Consider the following 13753-nt stretch of genomic DNA (forward strand, 5'->3'; position numbering starts at 1 on the left):
AGGTACTTTAAAGGTACCTGACCCATGTTTAATGCGACAGAGTCTTACAGAGACTGATAAATCGTAATTCTTTTGGGAGAAACGGGGCCACGGATAATAACTTCTTCAGTATGTGTCACTAAATTATAATTATAACGATTGAGTCTTACTGCGGCGTCAAAATAAAGATCATCCAGAGTCTCTTCATTGTTGTTATTGCTTTTCGGATAAATTACGGATTTATTATAAAGATAAAGTCGTGATGTATCGCGCTGTGACAGCACGTGCTTTAAATCCTCCGCAACATCGACAACATCCAAAGCAGTGGCATTTATCTTATAGACGTAACATTTTTTTCCGGAAGGATATAACGCTCTTTTCGAGCTTAAGGATCCGGAACGATTGCTGCCATCAACATGCTTATTCAGCACCGATTCTAAGAAAAAACGGCTGATCCCTCTGAGGGATTTTGATGCAAAAACGGTGTGCTCTCCAAAGATGTTATTCATCCATAGTGAGTTTGTGCCTTTAAAACCTTTGCTCAAAATTACGTTGGGTGGTAAGAAATCTAATCGATAAAGGGTATCAATATTCGGATGATAATTTTTTTTCCATATTAACATCATCAGACCTTAAGTAAGCGTCACCTCCGGATCCTTCCGGAAGTGTTGTGGCGACTTTTCCGGCCAGAAACCATCAGCAGGCATTTCTGCTCTGATTCCGGTTAAAGGCCAGGAACTTACCGACTGAAACCGGCTTAAATATATTAAGCTATTTTCTCTGACAGATATACTTATGCAGAACCAACACAGGCTGACCGGGGCGGGGCAAGGTAGAACACACCGGTTTTACGGCGGGATTACCGCAGGCGGTGTGCTGAATATGAAGCAGGCAGGGAACGACAAAATAAACCCTGTTGAAAGCGTCAGTCTTCAGTATGAAAAAATTATATGGCGTAGTGTGGAGGGAAATATTCAGTACACAGACGTCCGGGATCAGCGGCCAACGGCATAAATGAAAATGGGTGGGATTCCGGCCCACCCATGACTACCTTGTGATTACAAAGCTAACTTTCATCCCTCAACCTGGTGTGTCCGGCTTTCGGGGTTCACTTCAGACGGAGGCTTGACGTTTACAGCCGGTGCTGCTGCATTTGCACTAACAGTTCTGCAACCCACTCGATACGTACCTTTCGTTCCTGCAGATCACGGGTAAAGCGCAGTTTTACCGGACCTTCCAGCTTCCACTGCTGCGGATCTTTCTGTAACAGACCAATCAGCCAGCCAGGGTCGACATGGTTTTTCTCAGCAAACTCGATATACCCCCCTTTCTCTCCGGCTTCAATTTTCCGGATCCCCAGCGCCTTCGCTTGCTGACGCAGACGTGCAATGTCCAGCAGATAGCGGGCCGGGTCCGGTAGCAGTCCGAAACGGTCAATCAGTTCGACCTTCAGCTCCTGGATTTCGTCTTCATGCTCCGCACTGGCGATACGTTTGTAGAAAGACAAACGGGTATTCACATCCGGAATATACTCTTCCGGCAGCAGGGCAGGCAGCCTTAATTCCACTTCCGTCTGCTGACTGGTCAGATCTTCCAGTGACGGTTCACGTCCTTCTTTCAGTGCCTCGACGGCGTTTTCCAGCAGCTCCATATACAGGGTAAAGCCGAGCGTTTCCATCTGTCCGCTTTGATCCTCACCCAGTAATTCACCGGCACCGCGGATTTCCAGATCATGGGTCGCCAGCGCAAATCCGGCTCCCAGGTCTTCCAGCGAGGCAATGGCTTCCAGACGCTTCTTCGCATCGGTGGTCATCGCTTTCGGATGCGGCGTCAGCAACCAGGCATAGGCCTGGTGATGTGAACGTCCCACGCGTCCGCGTAACTGGTGCAACTGTGCCAGGCCGAAGTGGTCGGCGCGTTCAATAATGATGGTATTGGCGCTCGGAATATCGATACCGGTTTCGATAATGGTGGTGCAGACCAGGACATTGAAGCGCTGGTGATGGAAATCATTCATCACCCGTTCCAGTTCACGTTCACGCATCTGCCCGTGACCGACGCTGACACGGGCTTCCGGCACCAGAGTGGCCAGGCGTTCTGCGGCTTTACTGATGTTTTCGACATCGTTATACAGGTAATACACCTGACCTCCGCGCAGCACTTCACGCAGGATAGCCTCACGGACCACCAGGTCATCATATTCACGGACAAAGGTTTTAACCGCAAGACGACGGGCCGGTGGTGTCGCAATAATCGATAGATCACGCATACCGCTCATCGCCATGTTCAGTGTCCGCGGGATCGGGGTGGCGGTCAGCGTAAGAATATCCACATCTGCCCGCATCGCCTTAATACGCTCTTTGTGCCGGACCCCGAAACGGTGTTCTTCATCGACAATCAGTAATCCCAGATCATGCCATTTCAGATCACTCATCAGCAGTTTGTGGGTACCGATCAGAATATCGACTTTACCTTCGCTGGCTTCCTGCAGAACCGCATTCTGCTCTTTGGTGGTACGGAAGCGTGAAAGCATCTCGATCCGCACCGGCCAGTCAGCGAAACGGTCACGGAAATTATCGAAGTGCTGTTGTGCCAGCAGAGTCGTCGGTACCAGCACCGCGACCTGCTTGTTATTTTCTACTGCCAGGAAGGCGGCGCGCATGGCGACTTCGGTTTTACCGAAACCGACATCCCCGCAGACCAGCCTGTCCATCGCCAGCGGCTGGCACATATCACTCAGCACAGCATTAATGGCTTGTCCCTGATCCGGAGTGGTTTCATAAGGGAAGCCCTCACAGAACTTCTGATACATCTCGCGCTGATGTCTGAACGCATAACCGGTTTTTGCCGCCCGCTGGGCATAGATATCCAGCAATTCTGCGGCCACATCGCGGACTTTTTCCGCCGCTTTCTGACGGGCGCGGCTCCAGCTGTCACTGCCCAGTTTATGCAGCGGGGCATTTTCATCGGCACCACCGGCATAACGGCTGATCAGGTGTAAAGAGGACACCGGCACATACAGGCTGGCATTCCCGGCATAGGTCAGCATCAGATACTCACCTTTAACGCCCCCGGCTTCCAGGGTCGTCATTCCGGCGTAACGGCCGACGCCGTGTTCCAGGTGAACCACCGGCTGCCCGGGATGCAGTTCGGCCAGGTTACGGATCAGCACATCCGGATTAATGGTTTTGCGGTTGTCCTGGCGGCGGTGAACGACCCGTTCGCCCAGTAAGTCGGTTTCACAGATCAGTGCACGCTGCCGCAGATTATCGATAAACCCGCGTTCTGCCGGGCCCGTCATCAGATAATAGCCGGGAGCGCTGGCGTCGTTCAGCAGCCCGATGTCTGTCGGACGGATTTTTATTTTACTCAGCTGCTCCTGGAGCCGTTCACGGCGTCCCTGGCTCTCTACCGAAAAAATAATGGCGCCGTCAAACGACTCGATGAAGTTGCGTAGCGCACCGAGCGGTTCCCGGGCCTGAGCCTGCAGGCTGATATCCGGCAGGGGGCTGTAGCTCAGGTTCGTATTAGCTGCCTTGTCTTTGACTTCCCCGCTGGCCAGCCGGATCAACGGCCATTGCTTCAGGGCGGTCATTAGCGTATCCGGCGGCAGCCAGAGCGTCTGTGGCTCCAGCAGCGGGCGTAACGGATCCACCCGTCGGTTCTCATAACGCTGTTTTGTATCCTGCCAGAAACGTTCACTGCCGGCCTGAAGATCACCGCAGCTCAACAGCAGGGTACTGGCAGGCAGATAGTCAAACAAGGGCAGTAGTGGTGAAGAGAAGAACAGCGGTTGCCAGTATTCAATCCCCACCGGCAGGGTGCCTTTGCTGACCTGCTGATAGATATGACCGGCATCGCGTAACACATCAAAATGTTCACGCCATTGGGTACGGAAAAGCTCTATTGAGGCTTTATCCGTCGGGAACTCATGGGCAGGCAGAAGATTAATGGCATCCACTTCTTCCAGGGTTCGCTGACTGTCCGTATCGAAGAGACGCAGGCTGTCGATTTCATCATCAAAAAAATCAATCCGGTAGGGCTGTTCACTGCCCATGGGGAACAGGTCGAGCAGGGCACCACGGATGGCAAACTCACCATGTTCCATCACCTGGTCCACATGCCGGTAACCGGCCTGGTCAAGTTGCTCACGCAATAAATCACGGGATACCTTTTGCCCCCGGGACATCATCAGGGCATATCCCTGCAGGAAAGAATGCGGGCAGACACGCTGCATCAGGGTATTGACCGGCAGGATCAGTACCCCTTTTTCCATGGCGGGCAGCTGATAGAGCGTCGATAAACGTTCCGAAATAATATCCTGATGGGGAGAAAAACTGTCGTAAGGAAGGGTTTCCCAGTCAGGTAAGTGGCTCACGGGCAGGGTCGTGAACTGACGGATTTCCCCCCGCAGATGCAGGGCAGACTGCATGTCATTGGTGATCAGTAACAGTGGCCCGTTATGGCGTTCTGCAATATCTGCACACTCTGCAGCCAAAGCTGCGCCTGTTAACAGCCCCAGCTGACGGTGGTCGCCGGCATTGACGGGCAGCGAATAACTTGTCTTATCTGACATATGGGCTAATCATTCTCTCCGGATTTTCCAGACTGCTATGATTCCACAGAACGTCGCGGGGATCATCTTCCTGACAACATTTTCCTGCCTTCACGGGGGCAGAGCGGATTGAAGTCGCTGTAATTTTAACCATAAATGATGAAAAAACAGGCAATGACAGATTAATTTCCCCCGGAAGGGGCATTATCAGATAACTTTACCCGCCAAACAGGGAGGCAGGGTTTCCTTAACGGCCTGGCTCCTTTATCATCCTGATACTGAATTTCAGGCAACCGTCCGGGACGGATTTCATGTACCAACCCGTAGCTCTGTTTATAGGTCTGCGTTATATGCGCGGACGTGCATCCGACCGTTTCGGTCGGTTTGTGTCATGGTTATCAGCCATTGGTATCACTTTAGGGGTGCTGGCGTTAGTCACCGTCCTCTCTGTGATGAATGGATTTGAACGACAACTTGAAGGCAATATTCTGGGGCTGATGCCCCAGGCGCTGGTGACCAGCGACAGCGGCAGTATCAATCCGCAGAAGGTGCCTGCGGATAGCCTGCATCTGCAGGGCGTTTCGCGGATTGCACCGCTGACAACGGCGGATGTGGTGCTGCAGAGTGCCCACAGTGTCGCGGTCGGGGTAATGCTGGGGATCAATCCTCAGGAAAAAGATCCACTGATCCCCTATCTGGTGGCTGGCTCGGCGAATGATCTGCAACCCGGGTCCTATCGCGTTATTCTTGGTGCCCAACTGGCCAGTCAGCTGGGCGTTCAGCCAGGTGATCGACTGCGCCTGATGGTACCTTCCGTCAGTCAGTTTACCCCTGTCGGACGGATCCCCAGTGAGCGTATCTTTACCGTCGCAGGCACCTATGCCGCCGACAGCGAAGTCGATAGCTATCAGATCCTGGTCAACCAGCAGGATGCCTCGCGGGTGATGCACTATCCCGTGGGTAACATCACCGGCTGGCGTCTGTGGCTGGATCATCCGCTGGATGTAGATCAGCTGAGTCAGCAGACGCTGGCGCATGGCTTACAGTGGAAGGACTGGCGTGAGCGCAAGGGCGATCTGTTCCAGGCGGTGCGTATGGAAAAAAATATGATGGGGCTGTTACTGAGCTTAATTGTTGCGGTCGCCGCGTTTAACATCATCACTTCCCTCGGTCTGCTGATTATGGAAAAGCAGGGAGAAGTCGCCATCCTGCAGACCCAGGGGCTGACACGCCGTCAGATCACCGCCGTATTTATGGTTCAGGGAGCCACTGCCGGAATTGCCGGTGCTCTGCTTGGAACACTGGGCGGGATACTGCTGGCCAGCCAGCTGAATCACCTGTTACCGGTCATCGGACTGTTCCTCGACGGTGCAGAATTACCGGTTGATATTAATCCGGTGCAGGTCGTGACTATCGCCGTAACGGCAATGATCGTGTCGTTGCTGGCCACTCTTTATCCTGCATGGCGCGCTGCCGCTGTGCAACCCGCTGAGGCTTTACGCTATGAATAACTCGCTGTTGCTGCAATGTGAGCAGCTGTGCAAACGCTATCAGGAAGGTAGCGTACAGACTGACGTACTGAAGGAAGTCTCCTTCACCCTGCAACCTGGTGAAATGACGGCGATTGTCGGCAGCTCAGGTTCCGGTAAAAGTACCTTGCTGCATCTGCTGGGGGGGCTGGATTCGCCGACCTCCGGCGAAGTCCTGTTTAAAGGTCAATCGCTGAACCGGATGTCTGCGGCGGCGAAAGCGGAATTACGTAACCGTGAGCTGGGCTTTATTTACCAGTTCCATCATCTGTTACCTGACTTTTCGGCGGTGGAAAACGTGGCGATGCCGTTACTGATCGGCAAAAAAAGCAGCGCTGAAGCCTTACAGCGTGCCACAGAGATGCTGGCTGCGGTGGGTCTTGCAGCGCGTGCAGCCCACCGTCCGTCGGAGCTTTCCGGGGGGGAGCGGCAGCGTGTCGCCATCGCCCGTGCGCTGGTTAACCGGCCGAGTCTGGTGATGGCGGATGAACCGACCGGTAACCTGGATGCGCGGAATGCCGATGCTATCTTTCAGTTACTGGGGGAGCTTAACCAGACGCAGGGGACAGCCTTCCTGGTGGTGACCCATGACCTGTCACTGGCAAAACGACTCAGTCGTCAGATGGAAATGCGCGACGGGAAATTAACCGCGGACGTCACTCTGACAGGAGCGTTGTAATGCGGCTTCCGTTATCTTTACTGCTGGCATTCCGGTTCAGCCGGGGCCGTCGCCGCGGCGGCATGGTCTCGCTGATTTCAGTTATTTCCACGGTCGGCATTGCGCTGGGGGTAGCGGTACTGATCATCGGACTCAGTGCGATGAACGGTTTTGAGCGCCAGCTGAACGAACGAATTCTCAGCGTGGTACCTCACGGTGAAATTGAGCCGGTGCATCAGCCTTTTACAAACTGGCAGCAACTGATCGCCCCGATTGAGCACGTCCCGGGGATTGCCGCGGCGGCAGGCTATATTAATTTTACCGGCCTGGTGGAAAGCGCCAGCAAACTTCAGGCCCTGACGGTCAAGGGCGTTGACCCGCAGGCAGAAAAGCGGCTCAGTTCGTTACCGATGTTTGTGCAGGATAACCGCTGGGCAGATTTTCGTGCCGGCCAGCAACAGATCATTCTGGGTGGCGGGATCGCTAAATCCTTATCGGTGAAAACCGGTGACTGGATAACCATAATGATCCCGAATAATGACGGTCAGAACCGCCTGATGCAGCCGAAAAGGATCCGCCTGCAGGTCGAGGGTATTCTGCAACTGAGCGGCATGCTGGATCACAGTCTGGCGCTGGTCCCGCTGGCCGATGCCCAGCGTTATCTGGAAATGGGCGACAGTGTCACCGGCATTGCGCTGAAAATGAGTGATCCGTTTAAAGCGGTCAGTCTGGTGCGTTCTGCCGGGGAAGTCACCCATAGCTATGTCTATATCCGGAACTGGATCAGCACTTACGGCTATATGTACCATGATATTCAGATGATCCGCGCCATTATGTATCTGGCAATGATCCTCGTGATCGGGGTCGCCTGTTTTAACATTGTCTCCACGCTGGTGATGGCAGTGAAGGATAAGAGCAGTGATATTGCGGTGCTGCGTACTCTCGGGGCCGGCAACCGCCTGATCCGTGCCGTATTTATCTGGTATGGCTTGCTGGCAGGTCTGGCCGGGAGCATTGCCGGGGTCATCGTCGGGGTGTTCGGGGCGCTGAATCTGACCGCGATAATCCGCGCACTGGAAAAGGTGACCGGTCATCACTTCCTGTCCGGAGATATTTACTTTATCGATTTCCTGCCTTCGGAACTGCACTGGCTTGACGTCTGGTCGGTATTGGTGACCGCCATTTTACTTACCCTGCTGGCCAGCTGGTATCCGGCCCGCCGCGCCAGCCGGATTGATCCGGCCCGGGTGTTGAGCGGTCAGTAACATTCATCCCTGCCGGTTTCACCGGCAGGGATGATGAGCGTCATTCTTCACTGTTCCTGAACGGACGCCTTGTTTTATTCACAGACCCGATCGCCTGATTGATCTGAACCGCCACTGCCTGTGGTTCAGCCAATATCCCTGCGGTCATTCTGTCTGCCCCGCAGGGGCCTCTCGCCAGCATTTTGCAGAATATCATGGCAATCCGTAGTACCTTGCGTGACAAAAGCCACCGACGGGGAAAGGTTTAGGCCTTTGCCGAAAACTGTTATTCTTATCCGGCACTGGTTGCCGTATGGCCTGCCAGTGTTCTGCAGGTGCTCATCAGTGACAGAGTTAAATAAAGACACTCTGTGGCTTCAGCGTCTGCAATTTTAAGAAGATATGCAGCAGAGGAATTGATATGCGAACACCGCGACGCCGCGTCCGGATCAGTCGTTTTCGTAAACAGAAACGTAAGAGACATTTACGGGTACGACAGTCTATTTTCGAATCTGATCGTCATGAACAGCGTCTGGCGATGACCCGCCAGCCGAAAGTGGTGATACTGACCGGTGCCGGGATTTCGGCAGAATCCGGAATACGTACATTTCGGGCCGAAGACGGACTGTGGGAAGAGCATAAAGTCGATGATGTGGCGACGCCAGAGGGATTTCAGCGTGATCCACAACGGGTACAACAGTTCTATAATCAGCGGCGTCAGCAGTTAGCCTCCGCAGAAATTGCCCCCAATGCTGCACATTATGCACTGGCAGAACTGGAATCGCTGCTGGGGGATAACCTGTTACTGGTGACCCAGAACATCGATAACCTGCACGAAAGGGCGGGGAGTCAGCGAATTATCCATATGCATGGCGAGTTGCTGAAAGTACGCTGTGAGAATACGGACCAGGTGATCCCGTGGCCGGGTGATATCAGTGATAATGACCGCTGTACCTGCTGTCAGTTTCCTTCAGTGCTGCGCCCGCATATTGTCTGGTTTGGTGAGATGCCGCTGGAGATGGATCGCATCTATCAGGCACTCCGGGAAGCCACATTGTTCATCGCCATCGGAACATCCGGCCATGTCTACCCGGCGGCAGGCTTTGTTCACGAAGCCCGTTTGCAGGGGGCGCATACGGTTGAACTGAATCTGGTTCCCAGCCAGGTGACTTCTGAGTTTGCCGAGCGCCATTACGGCCCGGCCAGTGAACTGGTACCGGAGTTTATCAGCGGTTTAATCCGGTCTCTGAAACGCTAACCTGGCAACTTACCGCATATACACAGTCCGGTAATATGAACTGCACCCCAAAAGCCGGATATCCCGCTGAGTAAGGTGCAGTTTTTTATGGCAGCGTCACAATCCCCCTCAGCCACCGGCGTTACGGCCAACCATCACAGCCCTGCTGGAAAAGACAAAACCAGTCTCCGCTGAATCGCTGTTTGTTGAGATAACAGCGGGACGATGATGGGCAGGGCGATGAACCTTCGGGCGGCTCTGCAGTCTCACTAATAAAAAACCCCGCAACAGGTGGCGGGGTTTCAGGTTATTCGCCTGCTTTCAGTTTCTGGAACAGGGTTTCATAGAGCCGGCTGGCATCACCGACATCATCCTGCCATTCGCCGTTCTGTAATACGCTGGCTGGCGGATACAGTGACGGGTCATTCGCAACATCTGCTGGCAACAGTTTACGTGCCGCCAGGTTCGGGGTCGGGTAACCGATAGTCTTCGCCACTTTTGCCGCAATATCCGGACGGAGCAGGAAGTTGATCAGTTTCAGCGCACCGGCTTTATTTTTGGCATTGGCCGGGATCGCCAGGTTATCCATCCAGAAAATCCCGCCTTCTTTCGGCCAGATAAACTGCAGCGGTGTTCCCGCCTGACGGGCCACATAAGCGGAACCATTCCAGATCATTCCCAGGTTAACTTCCCCTTCCATAAACGGGTTGCCCGGGTTATCTGAGTTAAAGGCCAGCACATTTGGCATTAACAGGCGCAGTTGCTGATAGGCCTCTTCAATCTGTTTCGGGTCACGGGTATTCCCGGAGTAACCCAGTTTACGCAGGGCTATCTGGAATACTTCACGAGCGTCATCGGTCAGCAGAATGCTCTGACGGTATTGCGGTTTCCACAGATCAGCCCAGCTGGTGACAGTTTTCGGGTCAATCGCACTGGTATTGACGCCGATAGCCGTCGCACCCCAGATGTAGGGCACAGAGTATTCATTGTTCGGGTCGAAAGATTTATTCAGCAGCGCCGGGTCCAGATTTTTAAAGTTGGATAGCTGCGATTTATCGATCTTCGCCAGCATGCCTTCTTTACGCATTTTCGCCACGTAGTAAGACGAAGGAACGACCAGGTCATAAGCGCCGTCTTTCCAGGTCTTCAGTTTTGCATACATGCTCTCGTTCGACTCATAGGTCGAATAAACCACTTTAATGCCGGTTTCTTTGGTGAACTGCTCCAGCAGTCCGTCCGGTACATATTCGGTCCAGTTATAAAAGTAGAGCGTTTTACTGTCATCGGCCCGTGCAGCTGACAGGGTGAATGCTGCGGTCAGAGCAACCAGTAAAAGTGATAGCTTTTTCATTCTTATCCTCGGTAACTTTTAATGTTTATCACGTGTCAGCCATTGGCTGCAGGCCACCAGAATCAGCGACAGGCAAAGCAGTAAGGTCGCCAGTGCATTCACTTCCGGAGAAACGCCCACTTTCACCATCGAATAGATCTTCAACGGCAGGATCTCAAACGTCGGCCCGGTCACAAAGGAGGACACCACGACATCGTCCATCGACAGAGTGAAGCTCAGCAGCCAGCCCGCCGCAATTGCCGGAAGTGCCAGCGGAAAAATAATCCGGCGCAGGGTCGTCAGTTCATTAGCGCCCAGGTCTTTGGCAGCTTCAAGCATACGAATATCAAAGCCCTGCAGCCGCGAAAAGACGGTGATCACTACAAACGGCAGACAAAAAGTAATATGTGCAATCAGCAGGGTCCAGAAACCGAGTGAAATCCCCAGTAGCATAAACAACACCAGCAGGGAGATGGCCATCACAATGTCCGGTGACATCATCACGACAAACAGCATGCCGTTAACCAGGGGCTTTCCCCGGAACCGGTAATGGTATAGCGCGACGGCGGTCATACTGCCCAGCAAGGTTGCACAGGTTGCGGAGGTGACCCCAAGCAGCAATGAGTGCCTGGCGGCCTGCAACAGACTGTAGTTATTCAGCAGCACGTTGTACCAGTGCGTTGTCCAACCCTGCCAGTTAATACCAAATCGCGACTGATTAAATGAATTGATGACCAGGATGGCAATCGGGATATAAAACCAGGCGTAAATGATCGACATAAAGCCGTTACGGATCCAGCGCATTAGCATAAGAAGCCCCTGCGTAAGACTTTTTCAGTCGGGAGATGGCGGGGGAAAAGCCCCGAAGTTAGGTTATTTTTGACCACTCGTGTATTTGCCTCACCTGCCTCGATACAGTGCGTATATTCATCTGTTAGTTGATAAGGCCGCGCATTCTACACGATTTTATCCTAAAGCACGATTAGCTGAGGCACTTAAGTGATGAAACAGGCCTGAAGACACACGGTTAACCCGGCATCCCGGGGGGCCGTTGCCTGCCACACACCTCCGACGCGATTTTACGCGGCAGGTGTTGTACATCTGCGTAATCTGCATCGGGCACAGGCGGTTAAGACGGCCGCCAGCCAGACGCAGAGAAACAAAAGGGGAGGCCGGTATCTCCGGACCTCCCCCTGTCGGCGAAGCGAACTTAACGGTCAATACCGATGATTTTTTTGTTCATCGCCTTCGCGGAGCGCCAGTACAGAAGTAACATTAGCCCCATCAGAACCGTCATAATAATGCTGGTGGCAGACCCGGCAGGCCAGTCCCTGAGCGATAAGAACTGGGTTTTAATGACATTACCGATCAGCAGGTTTCTGGCACCCCCCATCAAATCGGACACATAAAACATCCCCATCGAAGGGATAAACACAAGCAGGCACCCGGCAATCACGCCCGGCATCGTCAAGGGCAGAATTATCCGCATAAAGGTCTGCACCCTGCCAGCCCCCAGGTCCCGTGCAGCCTCCAGACAAGGCTTATCCAGCTTTTCCAGACTGGAGTAGAGCGGCATCACCATAAAAGGCAACAGGATATAGACCAACCCCAGGATCACCGCTTCGGGGGTATACATAATCCGTAGCGGCTGGTCGATAGCCCCGGCCCAAAGCAGGAAGCTATTGAGTAATCCGCGGACACTCAGGAAAATTTTCAGTGCATAGATACGGATCAGCGAGTTAGTCCAGAACGGCAGGATCAGTAAAAACAGCATTAGCGGACGCCAGCGTACCGGCAGACTGCTCAGGCACCAGGCAAACGGATACCCCAGTAGCAGACAGCAGGCCGTCGCAATAAAGGCCATATTCAGGGAATGCACCAGTACATCAATGTACAGCGGATCCGCCAGCCGACGATAGTTACTCAGCGTAAATACCATGCGGATGAAATTATTGTCGTCCCGGGTCAGAAAACTGGCCAGCAGTATCATCAGGTTCGGGGCCAGCACAAACAGCACCAGCCAGCCGGTGATCACTGCAACAACAACAGTCTGAAAGCGATTACGCATCAGCTTCATAGGGCAATACAACCTCCCAGTGATTGACCCAGCTTACGGTCACTTTTTGATTGAGCAGATAATCGAAATCAGGATCATCTTCGTTGAAGAATTCACTCACGGTAATGCTCTGACCATTATCCAGTTCAACCACCGATTCAAGCGTACTGCCTTTATAGTTCCGTTCGCGGATATATCCGGTCAGGCCCTGGGCACTGCCTGCATTTTGCACTTCGTCGATACGCAAATCTTCCGGGCGCAGCAGCACATTGACACGGTCTCCTTCGCTGACCGGGAACGGACAATGTACCTGATATTCGCATCCGCTGATTTCAACCTGAGTGGCCCCGTCCGCGCCGGTTCGGATGACCCGGCCATCGAACAGGTTAATCTCTCCGATAAAACGGGCAACAAACAGGTTAGCGGGTTCTTCATAGATAGCGCGAGGTGAGCCATCCTGCTCAATCTTTCCGTCCCTGAGAACCACAATACGGTCCGACATGGTCAGGGCTTCTTCCTGGTCATGGGTGACGAAAATAAAGGTAATACCCAGTTTACGCTGCAATGCTTTCAGCTCGTTCTGCATCTGCTTACGTAATTTGTAATCGAGAGCCGACAGGGATTCATCCAGTAACAGGACCTTAGGCCGGTTAACCACGGCCCGGGCAATCGCTACGCGTTGTTGCTGGCCCCCGGAGAGTTGTGAGGGTTTACGGTCGGCAAATTCCTGTAAGCGCACCATCGTCAGAGCTTCATTGACGCGCTGTTTAATTTCAGCGGCGGGGGTTTTCTGCATCCGTAATCCGAACGCTACGTTATCAAAAACGTTCATGTGCGGAAACAGCGCATAGCTCTGAAATACGGTATTGATATGACGTTTTTCGGCGGGCAGATGAGTAATATCCTGACCGTCCAGTGTGACCTGCCCCTGATCGGTGTTTTCCAGTCCGGCAATCAGGCGCAGAATGGTGGTTTTACCGCACCCGGAAGGTCCCAGCAGGGTCACAAACTCGCCATGTCCGATGGTGAGGTCGAAGTCAGCAACCACTGACTTCCCGTCAAAGGCTTTACTGATGCCAGAAAGCGTAACCAGCGCCTGTTGCGCGCATGTTTGCGTCATTTTAGTCACTCAGTTGAAATGAGAGCAGATAAGCAAAACCAGCCA

Annotated in this window: 10 protein-coding genes; 4 read left to right on the forward strand and 6 right to left on the reverse strand. The window is 53.2% G+C overall.

Going from position 1 to position 13753, the window contains the following annotated elements:
- Positions 1 to 44: 44 nt before the first annotated feature.
- Both CG67_RS04485 and mfd read right to left on the reverse strand, forming a co-directional pair.
- Positions 45 to 605 carry a hypothetical protein gene (locus tag CG67_RS04485; protein ID WP_025901785.1) on the reverse strand — a complete coding sequence of 187 codons (561 nt, stop codon included), beginning with the start codon at positions 603 to 605 and terminating at the stop codon, positions 45 to 47.
- A gap of 506 nt (positions 606 to 1111) precedes the next feature.
- The gene (gene mfd / locus CG67_RS04495) at positions 1112 to 4555 is read right to left on the reverse strand and encodes a transcription-repair coupling factor (protein WP_025901787.1); all 3444 of its coding nucleotides are present in this window, start codon (positions 4553 to 4555) and stop codon (positions 1112 to 1114) included.
- A 290-nt stretch (positions 4556 to 4845) separates the two neighbouring features.
- Between mfd and lolC the strand changes: the two genes are divergently transcribed.
- From lolC to cobB, 4 genes are all read left to right on the forward strand, one after another.
- Entirely contained in the window at positions 4846 to 6045 is a 1200-nt protein-coding gene (lolC, locus tag CG67_RS04500) for a lipoprotein-releasing ABC transporter permease subunit LolC (RefSeq protein WP_025901788.1), read from the forward strand.
- Positions 6038 to 6742 (forward strand): lipoprotein-releasing ABC transporter ATP-binding protein LolD, encoded by a 705-nt coding sequence (gene lolD / locus CG67_RS04505; protein ID WP_025901789.1) that lies wholly within the window; start codon positions 6038 to 6040, stop codon positions 6740 to 6742. Before lolC ends, lolD begins: the two co-directional genes overlap by 8 nt.
- Entirely contained in the window at positions 6742 to 7986 is a 1245-nt protein-coding gene (gene lolE / locus CG67_RS04510; protein WP_025901790.1) for a lipoprotein-releasing ABC transporter permease subunit LolE, read from the forward strand. Before lolD ends, lolE begins: the two co-directional genes overlap by 1 nt.
- Positions 7987 to 8386: 400 nt before the next feature.
- Positions 8387 to 9223 carry a Sir2 family NAD+-dependent deacetylase gene (gene cobB / locus CG67_RS04515; RefSeq protein ID WP_025901791.1) on the forward strand — a complete coding sequence of 279 codons (837 nt, stop codon included), beginning with the start codon at positions 8387 to 8389 and terminating at the stop codon, positions 9221 to 9223.
- Positions 9224 to 9509: 286 nt separating this feature from the next.
- Here cobB and potD read toward each other — a convergent pair whose 3' ends face one another.
- The 4 genes from potD to potA all read right to left on the reverse strand — a co-directional run bounded on the left by potD (position 9510) and on the right by potA (position 13708).
- Entirely contained in the window at positions 9510 to 10553 is a 1044-nt protein-coding gene (gene potD / locus CG67_RS04520) for a spermidine/putrescine ABC transporter substrate-binding protein PotD (protein ID WP_025901792.1), read from the reverse strand.
- Between the two features lie 18 nt (positions 10554 to 10571).
- Entirely contained in the window at positions 10572 to 11342 is a 771-nt protein-coding gene (gene potC, locus CG67_RS04525) for a spermidine/putrescine ABC transporter permease PotC (RefSeq protein ID WP_025901793.1), read from the reverse strand.
- 400 nt (positions 11343 to 11742) lie between these two features.
- Positions 11743 to 12609 (reverse strand): spermidine/putrescine ABC transporter permease PotB, encoded by an 867-nt coding sequence (potB, locus tag CG67_RS04530; protein WP_038011505.1) that lies wholly within the window; start codon positions 12607 to 12609, stop codon positions 11743 to 11745.
- The gene (gene potA, locus CG67_RS04535; protein ID WP_025901795.1) at positions 12593 to 13708 is read right to left on the reverse strand and encodes a spermidine/putrescine ABC transporter ATP-binding protein PotA; all 1116 of its coding nucleotides are present in this window, start codon (positions 13706 to 13708) and stop codon (positions 12593 to 12595) included. Before potA ends, potB begins: the two co-directional genes overlap by 17 nt.
- Positions 13709 to 13753: the final 45 nt, after the last annotated feature.

The sequence above is a fragment of the Tatumella sp. UCD-D_suzukii genome, from assembly GCF_000611875.2.
Taxonomy (GTDB): domain Bacteria; phylum Pseudomonadota; class Gammaproteobacteria; order Enterobacterales; family Enterobacteriaceae; genus Tatumella; species Tatumella ptyseos.